This is a genomic window from Millisia brevis NBRC 105863, assembly GCF_001552615.1.
Lineage (GTDB): Bacteria > Actinomycetota > Actinomycetes > Mycobacteriales > Mycobacteriaceae > Millisia > Millisia brevis.
Map to the genome: position 1 here is coordinate 73,710 of NZ_BCRN01000010.1, position 21,952 is coordinate 95,661.

General features: G+C 71.0%; 20 protein-coding genes. 6 read left to right on the top strand and 14 right to left on the bottom strand.

Annotation, left to right across the window (positions count from 1 at the left end; all coding sequences use genetic code 11):
- The first annotated feature begins 29 nt into the window (after positions 1-29).
- A complete protein-coding gene (locus MB1_RS14945) occupies positions 30-986 on the top strand; it encodes a cyclase family protein (RefSeq protein WP_066908769.1) in 957 nt (318 codons plus the stop codon).
- Positions 983-2,641: an AMP-binding protein gene (locus MB1_RS14950; protein WP_066908772.1), complete on the top strand. Its 1,659-nt coding sequence runs from the start codon at positions 983-985 to the stop codon at positions 2,639-2,641. The genes MB1_RS14945 and MB1_RS14950 overlap by 4 nt, the downstream gene beginning before the upstream one ends.
- A gap of 88 nt (positions 2,642-2,729) precedes the next feature.
- Here MB1_RS14950 and MB1_RS25155 read toward each other — a convergent pair whose 3' ends face one another.
- The gene (locus MB1_RS25155) at positions 2,730-3,395 is read right to left on the bottom strand and encodes a transglycosylase family protein (protein ID WP_084351834.1); all 666 of its coding nucleotides are present in this window, start codon (positions 3,393-3,395) and stop codon (positions 2,730-2,732) included.
- A 356-nt stretch (positions 3,396-3,751) separates the two neighbouring features.
- On the bottom strand, positions 3,752-3,937 hold the full coding sequence (locus MB1_RS14960) for a hypothetical protein (RefSeq protein ID WP_066908775.1): 186 nt from the start codon (positions 3,935-3,937) through the stop codon (positions 3,752-3,754).
- Positions 3,938-4,260: 323 nt separating this feature from the next.
- Between MB1_RS14960 and MB1_RS14965 the strand changes: the two genes are divergently transcribed.
- On the top strand, positions 4,261-4,680 hold the full coding sequence (locus tag MB1_RS14965) for a cold-shock protein (protein WP_174531969.1): 420 nt from the start codon (positions 4,261-4,263) through the stop codon (positions 4,678-4,680).
- A gap of 105 nt (positions 4,681-4,785) precedes the next feature.
- Here the strand turns inward: MB1_RS14965 and MB1_RS26060 are convergent, their stop codons facing one another.
- The 11 genes from MB1_RS26060 to MB1_RS15020 form a co-directional block, all read right to left on the bottom strand.
- A complete protein-coding gene (locus MB1_RS26060; protein WP_066908780.1) occupies positions 4,786-5,340 on the bottom strand; it encodes a DUF2771 family protein in 555 nt (184 codons plus the stop codon).
- Positions 5,337-7,214, bottom strand: coding sequence for an MFS transporter (locus tag MB1_RS25160; protein ID WP_084351904.1), 1,878 nt, complete (start codon positions 7,212-7,214; stop codon positions 5,337-5,339). Before MB1_RS25160 ends, MB1_RS26060 begins: the two co-directional genes overlap by 4 nt.
- A gap of 368 nt (positions 7,215-7,582) precedes the next feature.
- A complete protein-coding gene (locus MB1_RS14980; RefSeq protein WP_439646951.1) occupies positions 7,583-8,377 on the bottom strand; it encodes a glutaminyl-peptide cyclotransferase in 795 nt (264 codons plus the stop codon).
- Between the two features lie 101 nt (positions 8,378-8,478).
- The gene (locus tag MB1_RS14985; RefSeq protein ID WP_157084090.1) at positions 8,479-8,988 is read right to left on the bottom strand and encodes a Na+/H+ antiporter subunit E; all 510 of its coding nucleotides are present in this window, start codon (positions 8,986-8,988) and stop codon (positions 8,479-8,481) included.
- A complete protein-coding gene (locus tag MB1_RS14990) occupies positions 8,985-10,760 on the bottom strand; it encodes a complex I subunit 5 family protein (RefSeq protein WP_066908789.1) in 1,776 nt (591 codons plus the stop codon). Before MB1_RS14990 ends, MB1_RS14985 begins: the two co-directional genes overlap by 4 nt.
- Before the next feature lie 31 nt (positions 10,761-10,791).
- Complete coding sequence (locus tag MB1_RS14995; protein ID WP_066908792.1) at positions 10,792-12,324, bottom strand: complex I subunit 5 family protein; 1,533 nt, start codon at positions 12,322-12,324, stop codon at positions 10,792-10,794.
- Positions 12,324-13,811: a complex I subunit 5 family protein gene (locus tag MB1_RS15000; RefSeq protein ID WP_066908795.1), complete on the bottom strand. Its 1,488-nt coding sequence runs from the start codon at positions 13,809-13,811 to the stop codon at positions 12,324-12,326. Before MB1_RS15000 ends, MB1_RS14995 begins: the two co-directional genes overlap by 1 nt.
- Positions 13,808-14,155 carry an NADH-quinone oxidoreductase subunit K gene (locus MB1_RS15005; RefSeq protein ID WP_084351836.1) on the bottom strand — a complete coding sequence of 116 codons (348 nt, stop codon included), beginning with the start codon at positions 14,153-14,155 and terminating at the stop codon, positions 13,808-13,810. The genes MB1_RS15000 and MB1_RS15005 overlap by 4 nt, the downstream gene beginning before the upstream one ends.
- Positions 14,152-15,129, bottom strand: a complete 978-nt coding sequence (locus MB1_RS15010) for a hydrogenase subunit MbhD domain-containing protein (RefSeq protein ID WP_066908799.1) — start codon at positions 15,127-15,129, stop codon at positions 14,152-14,154. The genes MB1_RS15005 and MB1_RS15010 overlap by 4 nt, the downstream gene beginning before the upstream one ends.
- On the bottom strand, positions 15,126-15,482 hold the full coding sequence (locus MB1_RS15015; RefSeq protein WP_084351838.1) for a cation:proton antiporter: 357 nt from the start codon (positions 15,480-15,482) through the stop codon (positions 15,126-15,128). Before MB1_RS15015 ends, MB1_RS15010 begins: the two co-directional genes overlap by 4 nt.
- A gap of 52 nt (positions 15,483-15,534) precedes the next feature.
- Positions 15,535-15,813, bottom strand: a complete 279-nt coding sequence (locus MB1_RS15020) for an MrpF/PhaF family protein (RefSeq protein ID WP_245650208.1) — start codon at positions 15,811-15,813, stop codon at positions 15,535-15,537.
- 226 nt (positions 15,814-16,039) lie between these two features.
- Here MB1_RS15020 and MB1_RS15025 point away from each other — a divergent pair, with 226 nt between their 5' ends.
- From MB1_RS15025 to MB1_RS15035, 3 genes are all read left to right on the top strand, one after another.
- The gene (locus MB1_RS15025; RefSeq protein WP_066908802.1) at positions 16,040-16,585 is read left to right on the top strand and encodes an NUDIX hydrolase; all 546 of its coding nucleotides are present in this window, start codon (positions 16,040-16,042) and stop codon (positions 16,583-16,585) included.
- A gap of 126 nt (positions 16,586-16,711) precedes the next feature.
- Positions 16,712-17,779, top strand: coding sequence for a DUF3027 domain-containing protein (locus MB1_RS15030; RefSeq protein WP_369406872.1), 1,068 nt, complete (start codon positions 16,712-16,714; stop codon positions 17,777-17,779).
- A 110-nt stretch (positions 17,780-17,889) separates the two neighbouring features.
- Positions 17,890-20,703, top strand: a complete 2,814-nt coding sequence (locus tag MB1_RS15035) for a sacsin N-terminal ATP-binding-like domain-containing protein (RefSeq protein ID WP_066908805.1) — start codon at positions 17,890-17,892, stop codon at positions 20,701-20,703.
- On the opposite strand, the gene MB1_RS15040 is transcribed toward MB1_RS15035, so the two are convergent.
- Positions 20,687-21,934, bottom strand: a complete 1,248-nt coding sequence (locus tag MB1_RS15040; RefSeq protein ID WP_084351906.1) for a serine hydrolase domain-containing protein — start codon at positions 21,932-21,934, stop codon at positions 20,687-20,689. The genes MB1_RS15035 and MB1_RS15040 overlap by 17 nt on opposite strands.
- Between the last annotated feature and the right edge of the window lie 18 nt (positions 21,935-21,952).

The following is a 21,952-nucleotide window of genomic DNA, read 5'->3' on the forward strand; positions in this document are numbered from 1 at the left end:
TCTCGATTCGAGTCATTGGAGAGGTAGACATGACCACCACCCCCGATCTCACCGAACTTCTTGCGCAGGCCCCGTCCAACTGGGGCAAGTGGGGAGACGACGACGAGGTGGGCAGCCTGAATTACCTGACCGCCGAGCAGGTCCTCGCCGGCGTCGGCCTGATCCGCAAGGGCGCCCTGTTCACCCTGCAGCGGCTGATCGGCGATCCCAACGGCGACCCGGTGTGGCCCGGCCGCAGCCCCGCGACGCGGGAGATGATCCTCGACGAATCGCATTGGGACGAGGGTGGCGACGGCCCCGCGTTCCCCGGTGGTCTGCACTACGCCGACGACAAGATCAACGCCTTCCTCCAGGGCAGCACGCAGTACGACGCGCTCGGTCACGTCTGGTACGACGGCCGGATCTACAACGGCTACGACGCGCGCACCACCGTCGGCGGACTGGACAAGGCGAGCGTCGAGCCGATCGCGCAGCGCGGTGTCGCCGGTCGCGCGGTCCTGCTGGACATGGCGCGCTTCCGGGGCGTCGAGCACCTCGGCGCCGCCGAGACCTTCGACCACACCGATCTCGAGAAGTGTGCCGCCGCACAGGGAATCGAGATCAAGCCGCGCGACATCCTGCTGATCCGCACCAATCATCTCGACCTGTTCTTCCAGGACGCGGATGCCTTCTACGGCAGCTTCTGCGAGCCGGGCCTGGTGTACTCGGCGGAACTGGTGAAGTGGTTCCAGGACAAGGAGATTCCGAACCTGGTGACCGACACGATCGCCAACGAGGTCACCACCGATCCGCACAACGGCGTCGCCCTGGTGCTGCACAACGCGCTGATGCGCAACCTGGGCATCGCGTTCACCGAGATCTGCGATCTCGAGAAGCTCGCCGAGGACTGCGCGCAGGACGGCGTCTACGAGTTCTTCTACGTCGCGGCCCCGCTGAAGATCCATCGGGCCACCGGTTCGCCGGTCAACCCGGTGGTGATCAAGTGAGCTACCGCGACCGGCCCTGGCTCGCCCGCTATCCGGCCGGTACCCCCGCGGATATCGCGGTCGAGTACGAGACCGCGCTGGCGGTCTTCGACGCCGCGGTGGCGGCGGACGGCGAGCGCCCCCTGGTGCACTACTTCGACGCGACGCTGACCTTCGCCGATATCGATCGGGCCGCGAACGCGTTGGCCGCCGCCCTGGTCGCGGACGGCTTCGCCGCGGGGGATCGCCTGGCGGTCTACGTCCAGAACAACCCCGCCTACCTGATCGGCATCGTCGCGGCGTGGAAGGCCGGCGGGATCGCGGTGGCGATCAATCCGATGAACAAGGCGCGCGAACTGACGTACATGCTCGTCGACTCGGGGGCGACGGCGCTGCTGACCCTCGACGACCTCTGGGCCGACGTCGCCGCGGGGGTGATCGCCGACGGCGCCACCGCCGTGCGCACGGTGGTGACGACCTCGCCGCTGGACTTCCAGACCCGCGACGATCCGCGACTGTTCGCCGCCACCGTGCGGCGGCGCGCGGAGGGCACCCGGGATCTGGTCGAGATCATCGAGTCCTACGACGGCACGCCGCTCCCGGCGCCCGAGCTGTCCGCCGGCGACGTCGCGGTCCTGACCTATACCTCCGGGACCACGGGCGAGCCCAAGGGCGCGATGAATACCCACGGCAATCTGGCGTTCAATGCGCAGACCTATCGGGAATGGACGGGACTCGCGCCCGGCGAAGGGGTGCTCGGCATCGCGCCGCTGTTCCACATCACCGGACTGGTCGGCCACGTGATGGTCGCGATGCTGTCCCGTTCGCCGGTTGTGTTGACGCACCGCTTCGCCCCGGAGGTCACGCTCGACGCGATCCGCGAGTGGAAGCCGGTATTCACCGTCGCGGCGATCACCGCCTTCAACGCGCTGTCGGTCGCGCCCGGCGCCACGCCCGGCGACTTCTCCAGTCTGCGGGTGCTCTACTCCGGCGGCGCCCCGATCGCGCCGGCGATCGCCGATCGCCTCGAGGGGATCTTCGGGGCCTATATCCACAACATCTACGGCCTGACCGAGACCTCGTCGCCCTCGCACGGTGTGCCGCGCGGGGTGCGTGCCCCGGTCGATCCGACGTCGGGCGCCCTGTCGGTCGGTGTCCCGGTGTTCAACACCGTGGTGCGCGTCGTCGGCGACGACGGCGAGGAGGTGCCGGTCGGTGCGGTGGGGGAGCTGGTCACCTCCGGCCCCCAGGTGGTCGGCGGCTACTGGAACAAGCCCGACAAGACCGCGGAGTCGATCCCCGGTGGCGAGCTGCGGACCGGTGATGTCGGGTTCATGGACGCCGACGGCTGGTTCTACGTCGTCGACCGCAAGAAGGACATGATCAACGCGTCCGGATACAAGGTGTGGCCGCGCGAGGTGGAGGACGTGCTCTACTCCCATCCCGCGGTGCGCGAGGCCGCGGTGGTAGGTGTGCCCGACGAGTACCGGGGCGAGACGGTCAAGGCCTACGTCTCGTTGCGGGACGGGCAGTCGGCGACCGCCGACGAACTCGCCGCGTACTGCAAGGAGCGGATGGCGGCCTACAAGTACCCGCGGAGCATCGAGTTCCTCGACGAACTGCCCAAGACCGTCACCGGCAAGATCCTGCGGCGGCAGCTGCGGGCTCCGATCTGAGTCGCCCGGTGTGATGACCCGGTGGTGATCGCCCCGGAAATGCCGAAGGCCCGCACCGTACGGTGCGGGCCTTCGTGCGTTGCTCGGCTCAGAAGAACGGGAGCGGCGGCAGCTCGGGAAGCGGCGGCAGTGCCGGCGGCGGGCCACCGATCACCAGCGGGTGGAAGGCGATGCCCTGACCCTGGCCGTCGACGATCTGGTCGCGCAGCTGCTCGTTGCCGGTGAGGGCGACGACGATGTCCGCGGCACCCTCGGCGACCGGGTTGGCCGGCTCGCCCGGAACCAGCGGGGCGATCGCGGGCGGCAGCACGGCGGGGGCGTTGTCCTGGACGGCGGTGACCGTGTCGTCGACGGCGCTGACCGCGGGTGCGTCGCGCTGCGTCGGGGCGGAGGTCAGGCCGAGCTTGGAGGAGCAGGACGGCCAGGCGTTCCAGCCCTGGCCCTCGAGGACGCGCTCCGCGACGACGATCTGCTGCTCACGGGTGGCCTTGTAGGCCACCGGCGCGTAATCGCCGCCTCCGTAGGCGTTCCAGGTGCTCGGGGAGAACTGCAGGCCACCGTGGTAGCCGTTGCCGGTGTTGATACCCCAGTTGCCGCTCGACTCGCAGTTGGCGAGGCGATCCCAGTCGGAATCGGGTGCGGCCTGCGCGACACCGGAGAACACGATCCCCGCGGTGCCCATGATGGCGCCGGTGACGGCAACCTTCGCGACGGTCGCTCCCGCCGGAGCCGGCTTTCGATGGCGTCCGCTCATCAGGCGAATTCCTCTCCCGTTCGCATCGTCACGAGGCTTTCCCGCTTCGGCTGCGACCTATGTGTCCGGTCTGCCGCTTCCCCGTCGGGCCGACGGTGTGTACCGGTCGAGCCCGTCCCGTTGGGGAAGCCTCCCGAGACGGTACGAGATTTCCTCCGCCGCGTCACTACTTCGTGACCATCCGTCCGCGCCGCTTTCGGCGCCCGTCCGCTCGGGCTGCTCGTATTTTTGCAGGCCATGTCCATTGTTTGCCGTTCCCACGCCGATATTCGGGCTCAAAACCGACCAAGAAAATGTGATACAGATCACAAGGTCACGATACGATCAAGATCTATGGCAACGGCGTTCCGGACGCGTCAGCGCGTGCGTCGTCCGGAGGACAGTGCGTAGACGAGTCCGACGACAAATCCGGCGGGCGCGCACATCGCGAGCAGATAGAGCCACGGGCCCGGCTGGGATACCCCGAAGATCAACAGGCCGAAGATCACGATCGTCGCCACGAGGCCGAGGATGAACAGGCCCAGGGCGAGCGGATAGAGCACGCTGCGCGGGCGTGGCTCGGGCGGTGGGGGTACCGGCCGGGGGGACGCGGGGGATGCGGGGGGAACAGGCTCAGGGGTCGACACCGCCCCACGGTATCCGGCCGGCGGTGCGCCGGTCGTAGCCCGCTGCCCGGCGCACCCGGCGCCGGACGTGGGCCGGTACGTCGGCGGCAGCCGTTCGGCTAGACTTGTCCCAGCGCGTTCCGCTCATCGGCGGGGCGCTTTATTTCGTGGTTGGCCCGACCGAATCGGCCCACCACGATCCGTGAGCGAGAGATGCGGCGGACCCGTGGGCCCGCCTCGAGGACGAGTGGGTGACTGCGGTGCCGACCGGCAGGGTGAAGTGGTACGACGTCGACAAGGGCTTCGGTTTCCTGGCCCAGGACGACGGTGAGGACGTCTACGTCCGTGCGTCCGCTCTGCCGGCAGGTGTCGAGGGGCTCAAGTCCGGTCAGCGCGTCGAGTTCGGGATGGCGGCGGGCCGCCGCGGCCCGCAGGCGCTGAGCGTGACGCTGCTCGAGCCGACGCCCTCGGTCCGGCAGAACATCGCCGCCGCCCGCAAGGAGGCCGCAGCGGCCAATCGGCGGTCCCCGGACGAGCTGCACGGGATGGTCGAGGACATGATCACCCTGCTCGAGGCGAAGATTCAGCCCGAACTGCGCCGTGGGCGCTACCCCGACCGCAAGACCGCGGAGCGGATCTCCGAGGTCGTGCGGGCGGTCGCCCAGCAACTCGGCGAGTAGCTCTGCGGATCGGGGCGGGCTCGGATCGGGGCGGCGGAGACGACACGAAGGGGCGCCCGGCACATTCCGTGCCGGGCGCCCCTTCGTATCCGTCCCGACCGGGGCCTACTGGGGCGCGTCCTCGGCGGACGACTCGACGGCCGCTCCGGGTGTGGTCTTGATCGACCACACCGCGTGGCTGACGATCGTCTCCTGCATCGTCTGGGCGTCGATGATGCCCGCGGGCAGCCGCACCTCGACGCCGACCAGCGGGCGGCCCTGCGCGTCGATGGGGGCGACGGTGACCGCCGACGGCGCCTGGCCGGAGTCGAACCACTGGTCGTACTCGACCAGCGCGGAACCGGCGTCGTAGAACGACGCGAGCAGCCACGGGGCGTCGGCGACCTCCTTGGGGACCGACAGCTGCAGCGGATGCTTGTCGCGCACCGGCACATCGACCGTCGGACCCTGCTCGGCGGCGCAGAGCGGCTCCTGGACGGGGCAATAACGGTAGGGCGGGACCGATACCGTGCGGCCGTCGGCATAGGCGGTCAGCCGCGGCGGCTCGGAGTGGCTGCCGCGCAGCCCGGTGACGATGGCCACGATGGTGCCGATGGCGACCGCCAGCACCAGCACGGCCGCGCCGATCAGCAGGAGACGGCCGCGGATCGTCGTGCTCACGAGTGCATCTCCTGGGTGGCGTGCCGGGGCCGGGCACCGCCGAGCCCGGGTATGAGCGAAGAACCTCGGTAGGTCACCAGTGTTTGCACGAATCCGATCGTAAGGATCGCCGCGACGCAGGCGAAACCGATCCAGAATTCGGTGGGTAACAACACGCCCATCGCCCCGCCGAGCACCCAGCTCAGCTGCAGGACGGTCTCCGATCGGCCGAATCCGGAGGCGATCGACTCGACCGGCAGATCCTCCTGCAGGGCGGCGTCCAGCGAGACCTTCGCCAGCGCGCTCGCCCCGGCGGCGACCACGGCGAGAGCGGCGACCGCGACGATCGAATCGGCCAGCGCCGCGACCGCGGCGCCGACGGTGACCGCGGCGGCGCAGATCACCACGGTGCGCGACGGTTTGACCGGCTTGACCCGACTGCCGACGAAGTTGCCGGTGAAGTTGCCGATCGCCGCACCCGCTCCGACCATGCCGAGCATCGCCGCCTGCTGCAGCGGCTCGTGCTCGGTATGCGCCTTGGCGACGAAGGCGGTGAAGAGGGTCAGGAAGCCGGTCAGGATGCGGATGGTGCCGTTGCCCCACAGACCGGTCAGCACATCGCGGCCCAACGGCTGGCGGCGTTTGCGCGGTTCGACATCCGACGACTCGTCGAGCGGGTCGCCGGGCGCCGGTTCCGGGGCGGCCGATCGATTGCGGCGCTGCCACCAGCGGCCCGGGGTGTCCTCGGCCGTCGGGCCGCCCGTCGCCCCGCCGTGCCCCGTCGTCCCGCCGTGCCCCGTCGCCCCGCCGTGCCCCGTCGTCCCGGCCTGCCCCGTCGTCCCGGCCTGCCCTGTGGCACCGCCCGGAGGTGTCGCTCCGCCCGGCTCGGCGAGCGGGTCGTTGTCGGGCTTGGTAGCGGGTCCGGCCTCGATCGCCCGCAGCCCGAGCACGCGGGTATGGGCCTGCTCCTCGGACGGATCGTGCAGATAGGTCAGGGTCGTTTCGACCTCGCCCTCGGTGACCTCCACCCAGGCCGGGATGCGCATCGACAGATACGCGCCGCCCACCGCGATCACCGCGGCGAACCACAGCGCCCCCGCCGAACCGAACAGCCAGGCGATGCCCGCGGCCATGGCGCCCGCGACGATGCTGCCGCCGATCAGCCCCCAGATGGTCAGGCGGGCGTTGACCCGGACGAGGTCCATTCCCGGTGGCACCACCCGCGGGGTCACCGCGGATTTCAGGACGGTGAACGACTTGCTCAGCACCATCATCGCCAGTGCGGCCGGATAGAGCATCCAGGTGTCGAACTCGAAGACCAGGATGATCGCCAGCACCACCCGCACCGCGAACGAGCCCGCCAGCGCGAGCCGGCGCCCGGTCTGCAGACGGTCGAGCAGGGGGCCGATCAGCGGGGCGATCAGCGCGAAGGGCGCGATCGTGATCAGCAGGTAGAGCGCGACCCCGGTCCGGTCCTCGCCGGTCGCGGCGGAGAAGAAGAGGGTATTGGCCAGGGCGACGGCCATCGCGGCGTCGGCGGCGAAGTTGGCCATCAGCGCGAAGGTCAACGCGGTCAACCCCGACTGGCCGGCCCCGTCCGCGGTGACCGCGCGCCGGAATGCGCCGACCGATCGGCCGGTCAACTCCCGGCTGCGCATCATCGCGACCCGGGTGACGGTCAGCTTCTTGGGGATCCGCTGCCCGGCCGCGTCGAAACGCACCGTCGGGTCCTCGTGCGGTGGGATGTCGTGCGGTGGGATGTCCCGCGGCGGGTCGGTCTCGTCGGGGGACGCCGATGCGGATTCCGCGCGGGTGTACGCGCCGGAGGTCGACCGATCAGCGGCGCCGCCCGGCGGGGCGGGCCGTTCGCGCGGGTCGCCGGTCCATTCCCACATGTGGTGGGTGCGGGCGCCGCTGTCCGGACCGCCGGACGCGCCGGCTGCCGAATCCAGCGGCGCGGACGGGCGGGCTCCGGAATCTCGCGGCGGGGCCGGGCGGGCCGAATCGTCCGCCGGCGGCCCGGCCGGGCGTCCGGAGTGATCCGACGCGCGGAAGACCCGGGTATCGCCGGGGGAGCGGGGATCGGACCGATTCGGTACCCGCTGGGTCGGCGCCTCCGAGGCGCCCGCGGGCGTCTGTCGGTCGCGTTGCGGCTCGGTCGCCGCCTCCGCCGAACCGGTCGGTCGGCCGCGCCCGAAGGGTGGGCGTCCCCATCCGGAGCGCCGACGCGGCGAACCGCCGTCGTCCGGCGCCACAAATCGGGTCACGAGGTCGATTGTGCCGCTAACTCGACCTCGTAGGCGACCGGCCACAGCTTTCCGGTCAGCAGGAACCGATCGGTCCCCGGGATCGCGGCCACCCCGTTGAGCACATCGATCCCGGCGGAGTCCGGCCGCTGCTCGACCGCCCGGCGCAGCGGCGACGCGTCGATGGTCGCGGTGACCCGGCCGGTATTCGGATCGATCCTCACCAGGCGATCCGTGGTCCAGATATTGGCGTAGACCCCTTCCGGAGTGCACTCCAATTCGTTGAGGCGATCGACCGATCCACCGGCGTCGGTGACGCGAACGGTGCCGAGCACGTGGAAGTCGACCGGATCGTGAAAGGTCAGGGTGTCTGATCCGTCACTGCGCACCAGTCGGTCGCCCAGCGCGCAGATCCCCCAGCCCTCGCCGTCGTAGGTGACGGTGCGCAATTGGTCGAGGGTCGCGGGGTCGCGGGCGATCGCGGTGTGGTCGCGCCAGGTCAACTGCCACAGCACCGGACCCTGATCGGTATCGGCGATCGTGATGCCCTCCCCGAACCACGGCTGCGTGACATCGGCGCGGGCGATCTCGGTATCGGCCGGCCAGGTGGACGACCGCACGTAGGTGCTGCCGACCCGGCCGGTCGACTCGTAGAGCACGTCGCCGCGGAACTCGAGGCCCTGGGTGAAGGCGGTCGGATCGTGCGGATAGTCGGCGACGATGTGGGTGACCAGGGCCTCCGGCGGGGGGCCTGCGGACTCGGCCGACCCGGCCGGGATCGACGAGCCGGCCGGGGAGGCGGCGCACGACATCGGGACCAGCAGCAATGCCGCGGCGACGAGTATCGGAATCCGGCGGGCGATCGGGATCCGGAGGTGCACGGCCATCCGCCCATGATCGCGGCAGCCGGTTGTCAGGTCTCCATCGGGGTGTCGAGCACCTTCGCCAGTCGGCGTTCCAATTCCCGGACCTGGTCGAGGACGGGCAGCTCCGGATGCAGGACGTGCAACCACAGGACGTCGCCGTCGACGCGGGCGGACAACGACCCGGGCATCAGGTTCATCAGGTCGACGACGAAGACCCGGCCGGGGCCCGGCGGCAGTCCGAAACGGTGTTCGACGAACAACGGGTCGACATTCACCGGGCGTGAGATCGCCCGCCGGGCAACATCCCACCCACCGACGAAGGACCGCTGCAGGAACCAGCCGAACAGCCCGACCGCCGCCGGTATCCGACGCGCCCAGCCGCCCGGCCGCGGTGTGCGCGGTGGCAGCGTCGCGACGCCGGCGGCGACGGCGAGCGGAACCACGACCACCGCGTAGCGCAGCGTCGAGGTATCGCCCTCGGTCAGCAGCCACCACAGCAGGCCGAACAGCAGCAGGCGCAGCACCACCGCCAGGGCCATGCCGAGTCTTCGGTTCACCACACCACCACCAGGGCCACCCCGATCGTCACCACGCACAGGGTCAGCACCAGCAGACCCGATCCCGTCCGGGAGCCGAGCGCATCCTGTACCCGGGTCGTTGGGCCACCGATGCCCGGTAGCCGCGCGGCGGTCGCCGTCGCCGCCGCATACCGGTCGGCCAGCCCGTCGCTGATCGTGGTCAGCCGGCGGCCGATCGACCGCGCCCACCGTTCCTCGAGGACGACGACGTCACCGGGCGGCACGGTGTCACCGTGTGGATGCGCGATCCAATCGGGGATCTCCTCGCGGCGGGAGAGCCGCATCGCGATCGCCGCGGCTGTCACCCCGAGCAGGATCGGCCAGCTCTGGTCGAACCAGGTGGATGCCGACCACAGCGACGGCACCACGATCTGATCGGAGCGCGCGTTCGCGAGCCAATACGTGTAGCCGAAGCCGGCGAGGATCAGCGCCCACCACGTCCACAGCGGGGTGCCGGCGGGGCGCGCCTCGGTGGTGGTGCGGGTGGCCAGCACGATCGCCGCCCGGATCAGCAGCACCGTCGAGCCCAGCCCGACCCAGGGCAGGATGGTCGCGATCTCGATCCCGGCGAAGGTCGCCTCGCCCGTGGCCTGCTTGGCCGCGTACTTCGCGATGTATCCACTGGTCAACGGGGCCCCGGCGACCGCGAGCGCGGCGAGCACCCAGCCCGCCGCGACCACGAATCGGTACCGGCCGCCGCCCAGGGACTTCCACAGTGCGATCCCCAGGAACAACGCGCCCTTGGCGGCGCCGTGATGGACCGTGTACACGATCGCCGCGATCGTGCAGGCCGTCGCCAGCTGCGGGTGGTTGAGCGCGACCCCGATCAGGACGGCGACGAACCCCATCTGGGAGATGCTGCTGTACGCCAGGATCACTTTCGGATTGTCCTGCAACAGGCCCACCGGTACCGCCAGGAAGGCCCCGGCCAGGGCGACGGTGACGAAGGCGGTCGACCAGTTCGGCAGGGCGATCTCGCCGAGCGGCAGGAACCGCAGCCACCCGACGATGCCGGCGGCGATCATCACACCGGAGAGCGCGGCGCTGGCCGGCGTCGGCGCGCTGGGGTGGGCGAGCGGCAGCCATACGTGCAGGGGCACCGTGCCGGCTTTGACGCCGAACCCGATCAGCAGCATCGCGATGATCAGGTTGCGGTGGTCCGATTCGGCGATCGCAGCCGGGGCGTCGGCGACCAGGTAGCCGCCGTCGAAGGCCGTCAGAATCATCGCGACCAGCACGGCCGCTTCGCCGATCACGGTCATCACCAGATAGATCCGTCCGGCGCGGCGAGCCGGATCGGTGCGGTCGTGGATCACCAGCAGGTAGCCGACGAAGCTCATCACCGTGAACGACAGATAGAACGTCACCACGTCGGCGGCCATGAAGACACCGATATTGCCGGCGAAGCAGACCAGCAGCGACCCGCTCAGCGCCGGCGCGCGTTCGATGGTGCCGTCGGCGATGAAGACCAGGGCGACCGCGTAGAGCGCCGCGGCGAGCGCGGTCATCGCGCGGGCGGTGGAGTCGAGGTACAGCGAGCTGTCGCCGAGCAGGAACCAGCCGAGGTCGACGTCGCGCCCGTCGCCGCCGATCACCGCGGCGATCAGCGCCGGGATCGTCGTCAGCGGCGCCACCCGGGTCAGCCCCATGCGCAGGCGTCGGCGTGCCCGGCCGTAGAGCAGGCCGCTCGCGGCGATACCGGCGGCGACCGTCAGCGGTGCGATGAAGGCGCACAGGATCGCGATCGTCATATCGGTCCGTCCTGTCCTCGTCGCCGCCCGGTCATCGGCCCGGGTACCCGTCGTCGCCGATCAGTTCCGCGATCGACAGGGGCGAATAGGGGAAGCCGGCGATCAGGCCGGCGATCACCGCGAGGGCGGCGACCGCGACCGTCGGCCACAACAGTGCGCCCGGCGCCTCGATCCGGTTGCGCTGGCGGTACACCGGGGTATGCCAGTGCGCGTCCGGCTTCGGCTTGACGAACCACAGCGTGTAGACGATCGGCAGGAAGTAGACGGCGTTGAGCAGGGTCGAGGTCATCAGCACCGCGATCACCCAGTCCTGGTCGGCCTCCAAGGCGCCGATGCCCAGCTGCCATTTGGAGACGAAACCGGCCACCGGCGGCAGCCCGATCATGCCGAACGCGCCGATGGTGAAGCAGGTCGCCGTGAGCGGCATCCGGCGGCCGACCCCGCCGAGTTCGGAGACCTTGTGCAGTTCGAGGGTCTCGGCGAACAGGCCCGCGCAGAAGAACAGGGTGATCTTCATCAGCCCCTGATGGACGATGTGCACGATCGCGCCCGTGGTCGCCGCGATCCCGAACATCGCCGCCCCGAGCACGATGTACGACACCTGACTGATCGTCGAATACGCCAACCGCTGTTTGAGCCCATCCTTGGTGATCGCCTGCAGCGACCCGTAGATGATCGTGAACGCGGCGAGGGCCGCCAATGGGCCGAGCACCCCGAGGTCGCGGGCGACGCCGATGCCGTACACGTCGTGCACGACGCGGATGATGCCGAAGGCGCCCGCCTTGACCACGGCCACCGCGTGCAGCAGGGCGCTGACCGGGGCGGGGGCGACCATCGCCTGCGGCAGCCAGCCGTGCAGCGGGAAGATCGCCGCCTTGACCCCGACGCCCGCGATCAGCAGCACGAAGATCGTCGTCGCCGTCACCGGATCCTCGGCGGCCAGGCGTCCGACCGCGTCGATCCCGCCGGCGTCGAATTCCAGCGGACCGACCACGTAGGTCAACCAGGCGACGCCGAACAACAGCAGTCCGCCGCCGGAGAGGGTGTAGATCAGGTAGGTGCGGGCGCTGCGCAGCGACTGGCCGGTGCCGCGGTGAGCCACCAACGGGTAGGTGACCAGGGTGAGCATCTCGTAGAACAGCAGGAAGGTCAGCAGGTTGCCGGACAGGGCGATGCCGGTGGTCGCGGTGACGCAGAGGCTGAAGAACCCGAAGAAGCGGCTGCGATTGGGCGCCTTCTCCAGATAGCCGATCGCGTAGATGGTGGTGGCCAACCACAGCGGTGCCGACAGCCCGACGAAGAGCATGGCCAGCGGGTCGGTGGACAGCAGCAGGTCGACGCCGGGGACCAGCGGGGCGCGCCATTGCAGGAGGGTGCCCTGGATGACCGGTGGAATCAGCGCGATCACGAAGGCGACCTTGAGGATCGCGCCGGTCATATTGAGCACGGTTCGGGTGCGCACCGCCGGCTCGGGCAGCGTGAAGATGATCAGACCCGGGACCAGCGAGGTCAGCAACATCAACAGCGGGATGATGCTGTACCCGACCGTGGTGTCCTCGATCATCAGCCACCACCTCCCGGGGTCGCACGGGCGACGAATTCGAGCAGCGGATAGGCCGTGACGCCGAGGATCACCGACAGCGCCGCCAGCGACATCGCGATGATCTGCATCCGCTTCGGCACCGGTCGCGGCTCGGGGATCTCGGCGGCATCATCGCGATTGAACGTCGCGCCGACCGCCAGCGCGGTATAGCCGAAGGTCAACAGTCCGCCGAGGATCAGCACGATCGCCCACCACCATTGCCCGGTGCCGAACGCCGCCTGGAGCAACTGCCATTTGCCGATGAATCCGAACGTCGGCGGCAGCCCGGCGATGCTGACGCCCGCCACGGCGAACGCCCCGACGCTCAGCGGCATCCGGGTGACCGCGCCGACCATGCCGGCGGTGCGGTCGCTGCCGTAGCCGGCGGCGAGGTTGCCGGCGGCGAAGAACATCGCGGCCTTGGCGATGCCGTGCGAGAGCAGCAGCACGATCGCACCGGTCCACGCCGCTGCGGCGGTGGCGCTGCCCGGTTCGAGCAGCGCGAAGACCAGGAAGAAGTAGCCGACCTGCGCGACGGTCGAGTAGGCGACCACGCGCTTGAGATGGGTCTGCTGGAAGGCCATGATCGCGCCCCAGACCACGGCGGCGGAGCCGAGGCAGCCGAGCACCAGCTGCAACGGGATCTCCGGTGCGGTGGGGAACAGTTCGAACCACAGCCGCATCAGGATGTAGATCGACGCCTTGACCACCAGCGCCGAGAGGACCGGACTGACCGCCGACGGCGCGGCCGAGTGTGCCGTCGGCAACCACGAGTGCAGCGGGAACAGCGCGGTCTTGAACGCCATCCCGGTCGCGACCAGACCGAGCGCCACCGCGGCGACCGGCCCGGATTCGAGCCTCGTGGCGGCGAAGGCGATGTCGAGCGATTCGGTCTGCGCGTAGATCAACGCGACGGCCAGCAGATAGAGCAGCGAACCGACCACCGCGACGTAGAGATAGGTCAGCGCCGGACCGTGCGCGCGACGGCCACCGAGCGCCACCATGCCCACCGCGCACAGGCCCATCAGTTCCAGGCAGACGTACAGGTTGAACAGGTCGCCGGAGACGTAGACCCCGTTGAGCGCCGCCCACAACCCCAACCACAGCGGCCAGTAGCCGTCGTGGCCGCGGACCTTGTCCATCCCGGACGCGTACCAGGTGGCCGCGACACCGATCAGCGCGGTCAGGCCGAGCATCACCGCGCTGAATTCGTCGACGCGCAGCCGGATGCCGAGGGGCACAGGATCGGGGCCGGCGTCCGCCGGAATCGGATTCCAGCCGCCGAGGTCGAGGGCGAGCGGACCGGTGCGGGCGATCGCGACGATCAGCACCACGGTGGCGAGGGCGGTCACCGCCGAGGTGGCGGCCGCTGCGGTGATCGCCGCTCGTCCGCGCAGGGGTGCGGCGACCATCGCCCCGATGAGGGGGGCGAAGACGACCACCGCGATCAGTTCGGCCGACGCGATCATGCGCGATCACCGCCGTCCGCCGGGGACGGGTCGTCCGGGCGGTCGTGGGAATCGGTCTCGTCGGCGGTGTCCTCGGCCGCTTCGATCGTGCGGATCAACGCCAACGCCACGGCGGTGACCGCGACCATGATCACGATGCCGGTCAGTACCAGTGCCTGCGGTACCGGGTCGGGTTGGTCGGGATCGGCCCGGAAGGCCAGGACGATCAGCAGCATCATCACTCCGCCGCTGCCGATGTTCAGCGCGACGATGCGGCGGATGTTGTCGCGGGCGAGCAGCGCGACGGTGATACCGAGCGCCGCCAGTCCGACCGCGACGGCCATCAGCAGGTCCGGGCGCGTCATCCGGTCGGGCTCTCGGGCTGTTCGGCGGCAGCGGGGGCCGCATCCGCCGCCGGCCTGCTCGCCAGGAAGAGGTGGACCAGCGCGTAGGCGATGCTGATCGTCAACGCCACTTCGATCAGCAGGATCACCGTTCCGGCCGCGGGCGGCTCGAGGACCAGCCACCCGCCGCCCAGAGCCGCCGTGCCGACCGCCACCAGGGTGAAGACCACCAATCCGAGCAGCACACTGGGCCAGAACAGCCGCCGCCGCGGCACCACTCGGGCCCACCCGTTGAGGTGCAGCACGATCAGGCCGGCCGCAAAGAGGGCTCCGGCCTGGAAGGCGCCGCCCGGCCGGCTGGTACCCGCGACCAGCACCCATCCGACCAGCAGCACACCGAGGGGGACCGCCATCCGCAGCAGACCGTCGAGGGCGAGATTGGTTCGCGACGGATCGGCGTCGGGGTCGGTCGGCCGCCACCCGAAGGGCTGTACGGCGAGCACCGCGAAGAGGGCCGCCACCAGCACCGCGATCTCCAGCAGGGTGTCGTAGGCCCGAAAGTTCAGCAGCACGGCGGTCACCGGATAGTCGACCCCACTGTCGGGGACGGCATCGAGCGCACGTCGTCCCATCGTGTTGGTCGGCTCGGGCATCATCCGCACCGCCGTCACCAGCACGGCGGCGAAGGCCGCGCCCAGTACGCCTCCGGCGGCGACGGCGAATCGGCGCCCCCATCCCCGTCGGGAGGCCGCTTCGGCCGATGCTCGACGATGGACCGCGTCGATCAGCAGAGCGCCGGTGATGCCGGTACCGATCACCGCCTCCACCAGGGCGATATCCGGCGCCCGCAGCCGAGCCCACAGCACGGCGAGCAGGACACCGAAGATCAGGAAGAACACCACCCGCCCGGTGCGGCGGGGATGGGCCAACGCGAGCCCGGCGGTACCGACCAGGCCGACGACGAGGACGACGTCGAACAGCTCGGCGGCGCTCATCGAATCGTCCGATCGGCCGGTGGGGCGTCCGGATCGGGCTCCGTCGGCGGCGCGGCATCCGCATCGGACACCGCCGGTGAAGACGCGGCCGGTGAGGTGGCCAGCAGGTGGCCGGCGGTCGCGGAGGACACCAGCGCGACCACCCAGATCAGCACGAGCTTGCCGGCGACCGCGAGCGAGCCCGCGTGCAGGGCCGCGCCGGCCAGGACGAGCCCGAGTCCGAGATTGTCGGCCTTGGCCAGGGCGTGCAGCCGGGTGTTGAGGTCGCCGAAGCGGATGATGCCGACGGTCCCGGCGATGAAGAAGAGGCAGCCGGTGACGATCAGCGCGATCACCACGATGTCGCGGATCATGCCGTCCCTCCCGGACCCCCGGTCTCGGCCGACCCGACCGATCCCGGCCGGCTCACCGCTGATCCCCGGTGCCGCGGATCCGCACGATCACCACCACCGTCGCCAACAGCACCACCACCAGCGCCGCATCCCGTAGCGCCGGGATGTCGAGCGCCGCCGCCAGCACCACCAGCAGGGCGACCCCGGTGGTACCGAGCAACAGCAAGACCGCGATGCGGTCGCCGGCGGTCGGCCCCCGCCAGGCTCGGTAGAGGCCCGCGACCATCGAGATCACCAGCACGGTCGCGGCGAGGTAAAGGGCCGCGTCGACCACGGCGGCGGAATCAGGCACCGCGGTCCTTCGGGATGCGGTGTGCGGCGGCGGACGCGGCCGAGGGAGAGGCCGCCACCCTGCGGTGCCGCGGGGGTAGCGGCGGAGGGAGGGGCTGCACCCGCACGAATCTAGTTGACCATCTCTTTACTTTCGCGAACGGCGGGGTGATTGCGGGCCGGATCACGATCGGCGGTCCGTGCCGCCGAGGTCAACGGATCGCGCGCCGATCCTCTACCGTCGTGTCGTGACGAAGCGATTCGCGAACTCGGGTGAGCGCCGGTACGTACGACGCGCGACCGCGCGCATCCTGCTGATCGACGATCGCGACCGACTGCTGCTCTTCGCCGACAGTGACCCCGGCTCCGACGCCCGCTGGTGGATCACGCCCGGCGGCGGGATCGATGCGGGGGAGACACCGCGCGAGGCCGCGTTGCGCGAATTGGTCGAGGAAACCGGATTGCATCTGCCCGCCGAGCGGTTGATCGGGCCGGTCGCCACCCGGATCGGCGTGCATCACTACAGCAACCGCAGCGTGGAAAACGCCGATACCTACTTCGCCGCGCGGGTCCCGGCGTTCGAGGTCGACGAATCCGGCCATACCGAGGACGAGAAGGTCACGATGCTCGGTCACCGGTGGTGGAGCCGGGATGAACTGGGTGCGACCACCGAATGGATCGTCCCCGGTGGTTTGACCGCGGTGTGGGATCGCCTCGACGGTCCCGCCGGCGCCGAGCCGATCGATCTCGGCCGCGACGATCTCGACATGGGAATGGGGTCGGCGACCGCCTGATCGGGCGCGGCGGGGCGGGTCGTCGCGGGTGCGATCGGCACGTGTGTGCCCGTCCAAGGGATGGACGCTGCGGCCGGTCCGGCGCCCGGGGCGGTTTCGACGGCGAGGATAAGGCAAAATGGAGGCGTGAATCTGCTCGACCCACCTGCCGCCACCGACGCCGTTGCCGAGGGCGATCTCCGGGCTCTGCTGCTCGGAGCGTCCGATCTGGCCCGCACCGCACTGATCGACAGTGAGGATGCCGAGGCCGGCGAGCACCTGGGATTCGAGATGGTCGGCGATACCGCCGGCATCCACCGCTTCGCCGCCGAGCTGAACGGCTACCGCGGCTGGCAGTGGGCGGTCGTGGTGGCCGCCGTCGCCGGCGCCGACGTGGCGACCGTCAGCGAGACCGCGTTGCTGCCCGGACCGGACGCGATCCTCGCGCCGGAGTGGGTGCCGTGGAAGGACCGGGTCCGTCCCGGCGACCTGTCGCCCGGTGATCTGCTGCCGCCGCATCAGGACGACCCGCGCCTCGAGCCCGGCTACGTCGCGACCGGTGATCCGGAGATCGACGACGTCGCCCTCGAGCTCGGTTTGGGCCGGCCGGTGGTCATGAGCCGCGAGGGTCGCCTCGACACCGCCGAGCGCTGGGGGTCGGGCGACTTCGGGCCGGACGCCGATATGGCCAAGGCGGCGCCCGGACACTGCATCACCTGCGGGTTCTTCCTGTCGCTGGCCGGCTCGCTGCGCGCGGCCTTCGGGGTCTGCGGCAACGAGATGGCCGCCGACGGTCGCGTGGTGCACGTGCAATACGGCTGCGGCGCGCATTCGCGGGTGCGCCCGACGGTCGGAGCGGGCTCCCCGGTGGGTGAGCCCTTCGACGACAACGCGATCGACGCGCTGCGCCTGCCGCCGCCGCTGCCCTTCGAGTCCGATTTCGCGAGTACCGACGCCGCCGAGGTCATCGTCGCGGAGGCGGCCGACGTCGTTGCCGACGAGGTTGTCGCGGAAGCAGCCGTCGCTGACGCTGCCGACGAGGTTGTCGCCGAGGCCGAGGCCGAGGCCGAGCCGGTGACGGTCGATGTCGCCGTCTCGGTGGTCGAGGTCGAGGCGCTCGAGCCTGTGGTGGCCGAGGCGACCGAGCCTGTGGTGGCCGAGGCCGCCGTGGTCGAATCCGTGGTCGAGCCCGCCGAGAGCGAGAGCACCCCATAGCCGACCCCGGCGATCCGTTCGACACCGCCGGTCTGCGCGAGGCGGTCCTCACCGCGTGGCAGACGTCCCCGACGCGGCTGCGCGAGGACGCCGCCGCCGAGGCGGATCTGGTGCGCGGCGGCTACCGCGACCGGTTGCTGACCGAGCTCGCCCAGAACGCGGTCGACGCCGCCGTCGCCGCGAATGTTCCTGCGCGCTTGCATGTTCGACGAGTCGACGACGCCATCAGGGTGGCGAACGTCGGCATCGCGCTCGACCGCTCCGGCGTCGAAGCGCTCGCCTCGCTGCGCGCCTCCGACAAGGCTTCCGCCGACGGTCGCACCGGGCGCTACGGGGTGGGCTTCACCGCGGTGCGCACCATCGCCGACCGCATCGAGGTGCGTTCCCGCAACGGATCGGTCGGCTTCGACGTCGACGCGACCGCCGCCGCCCTGCGCGACCGGGGCATCGCCGGCGACGCGCTCGACCGGCACGACCTGCCGCTGCCGGGACTGCGCCTGCCGTGGCCGATCGCCGACGCACCCGCCGAGGGGTGGGATACCGAGATCGTGCTGTACCCGCGGGCGGACCTCGACATCGATGCGTTGCTGACCGGCCTGGCCGCCGACGCCCCCGACGTCATGCTCGACCTGGCCGGGCTGACCGAACTGACCGTCGTCGACCCTCCGGTCGCGCTGACCCGAACGACCGAGCGGCGCGACGACGACATCGAGATCCTCACCATCCGGGACGGCGACACCCCCGCGAAGCGCTGGTGGGTGACCACCTCGGAGGCGCCGGCCTCCCGGACACCGGTGCGCTGGCTGTGGCCGCAGGTCGACGGCGGCCCGGGCCGGGCGACGCCCGACGTGCTGCGCGCCCCCACCCGCTCGGACGAACCGCTGACCCTGCCGGCCCTGGTGGTCGCCGACCTGCCGCTGCAGCCCGATCGCCGCCGGCTGATGCCGACGGTCGACGCCGCCGGGATCGTCGGTGACTACGCGGCGATGGTCGCCCGGCTGCCCGCGGCGGTCCGCACGGTCGCGGTCCCAGAACCGGGCCTGCCCGCGGGCGAAGTCGACGCCGCCCTGCGCGAGGCGATCGTGCGGCGGCTGCGGACCGACCCGTGGATCGACGACACCGACCGCCGGCCGATCCGCGGCGCCGATGCGGTGGTCCTGCCCGATGCGGACGCACCGGCGGCGGAGGTCTTCGCCGATCTGATCCCCGGCCTGGTCCACCCGGATATGTCGACCCGCCGCGATGTCGCCTTGTTGCGGTCGGTCGGGGCGCGGGTCCTCGGCGTCGCCGATCTGGTCGACGCCCTCGCCGGGCAGTCGCGGCCGCCGAGCTGGTGGCGTCGGGTCTACGACGTGCTCGACCGGCGGGTGCTCGACGCGGTCGACCGGGACAACTGCGGATCGCTGCCGGTACCGCTGGCCGACGGACGCCTGGTCACCGGACCGCGCACCGTGTTCATCGCCGACGGCTTCGATATCCCCGAGAGTTCCGACACCCCCGAAGGCTCGGATGGTCCGGCCGCCGTCGACTGGGTGCGGGTGGTCCACCCGGATGCGGTACATCCGCTGTTGACCACGCTCGGTGCCCCCGACGCCCGCCCGGCGGACCTGCTGGCCGACCCGGCGCTGGGCGAGCGCATCCTCGCCGTCGACGATCTGACCGCCGACCGCCCCGACGATCCGGAGGCCCGCGACGAGGCGCTGCGGCTCGCCCGAACGGTCCTGGCCCTCGCGGCGGCGATCGCCGGCCCGCCCGAACCCCTCGCGATCCCCGGCCTCGGGTCCGTCCTGCTCGACGACGTCGACGGGTACCTGCGGGCCGCCGACGAATTGCTCCTCCCGGACGCGCCGCTGTGGGAGGTACTCGCCGAGGACGCCCCGGTCGGCCGACCCGCCCCACACTGGATCGACCGCTTCGGCGCCGCCGCGCTGCGCCGCATCGGCGTCGGCTGGGACTTCACCATCGTGGTCGACGAGGCGCCGACCGCACCGGAACACCTCCTCGACGACGAGGAGACCTGGTGGGACGCGCTGCCCGTCGAACCGCCGACGATGGTGGCGATCCGCGACCTCGACCTGATCGCCCCCGACCGGTGGGTGCACGCGATCGACATGATGCTCGACCGGCCGGAGACCGCGGCGGCCTTCGACGACCCGGACGGCTACACCCCCTGGTGGATTCGCCGGCACGCCCGCGTCGACGGACTCTCGCCCGCCCTGTTCACCGCCGGCGACGGGCCGCTGACCGGCCTGCTCGACCCCTGGCCCGGCCGGCGGCGACCTCCGGCCGGACTGCTCGCGGGCGATACGGTCACCGACGCCGATCAGGCCGCGGAACTGCTGCGCCGGCTGGCCGACCCCAACCGTTCGGTGCCCGGGGCGACCGCGATCCGCGTCCACGACCTGCTCGGGCAGGCGGTCGCCGACGGGCGCCTCGACCCCGCCGCGATCGACCCGCCCGATCGGGTGCGCACCCCGACCGGCGAGACCGTCGACGCCGCCGACGCCTACGTCCTCGACCGGCCGTGGCTGGTCGCGGTGATCGACCCGACGGTGACGGTGGTCGGATCGCTCGCCGGCGCCGAGGATCTCGCCGAACTGCTCGACCTCGATATCGCCTCGACCGCCCTGGATGCCCGGGTGACCTCGACCGGATCGGCTCGGCAGTGGGCCGCCGATCCGCGCCGACTGGCCGCGGCGGTCGCCGCCGGGGTGCAACCGCCGACGGGGACGGTGACGGTGCATCCGGAACTGCGGGTGCGGCCGGCCGGGACCGCCGACATCCGGGTGGCCTATTGGTGCGACGACGACGGCGTCCACATCGACGAGGTCTTCGGGCCCGCCGCGGTCGCGACCATCGCGCGTGTGCTCGGCGGCGACCCGGCCGACCGTGCTGCGGCGGCGGGGTTTACAGCGACGCCATGATCAGGCGCGCCACCTCGTTCGCGGGGGCGCGGCCGTCCGGCGCGAACTGCAGCGTCGTCAACACCACCAGTGTCGTCCCGGTCTGCAGGTCGTGGCCCAGGAACGACTGGAAGCCCGGCAGCGAACCGTCGTGGCCGAGCATCGGGCCGAACCGGGCCAGGGCCAGTCCGTAACTCGCGCTGTCGGGGTTGTCCGGGTCGATCGGCACGACGCTGTCGATGCGGGTGCGCTGCAACTCGTCCGGCAGCAGGCCCCCGCCGACCAGCGCCTCGACCCAGCGGGCGAGGTCCTGCGCGGTCGAGATGCCGGCGCCGGCCGCCCACCCCCAGGACGGGTTCATATCGGTGACGTCGTTCGGCAGCAGCGTCCCCGCGCGGGCCTGCGCCAATTCCGGTTCGGGCAGGGCGGCGGACTCGATGGTCGAGACGTTGGTGCCGTAGAGATAGCCCTGCGGATGCGGATCGGTCAGCGAGTTGTCGGTGATCGCCGGGAAGCGGGTGCCCGCGAGGTCGAGCGGATCGAACAGCGTCTCGCGCAGTCGCGTTCCCAGATCGGTGCCGCTGACCTCCTCGACTATCAGTCCGGCGAGCACCGTATTGGTATTCGAGTACAGGAAGGTGGTGCCGGGGTCGCCGACCGGCGGTAGGGCGGTACCCAGCGCCGCGAGCTCCCGCGGCTCCCATACCCGGGTCGGATCCTCGTCGAGCACCCGGTTGAACGACACCTCGGTGGTGTAACTGTCGAGGCCGGAGCGCATGTCGAGCAGGTCGGTGATCGTGATCCGGTCCCCGCCCGGTACATCCGGCAGGTAATCGGCGACCGGGTCGTCGAGGGCGACCTGCCCCTCGGCCACCAATTGCAGCAGGGCCGTTCCGGTCATCGTCTTGGTGATCGAGCCGATGCGGAAGTGATCGCCGGTCTCGACCGGTGCGCCGCCGTCGAGACTGCGGGTACCGAAGGCCTCCAGATAACGCTGCTCACCGGTGTCGACCAGGACAACCGCGCCGGGGACCGACATGTCGTCGAGCAGGTCCCGCACGATCGGGGTCAGCCGATCGAGGGAGGCCCCGCCCCCGGACGACGCATCGGCGCTCGACGCGCTATCGGTGGACGGGGCGGTGGTCGACGGGCCGGTGGTCGACGTGCCGGACGACGTTGTACAGCCGGCTCCGACCAGCAGGATCGCGGTCACCGCGGCGGTCAGACGGGCGCGCAGTCGGCTGGTCCTCATGACACCATCCCGGGATGT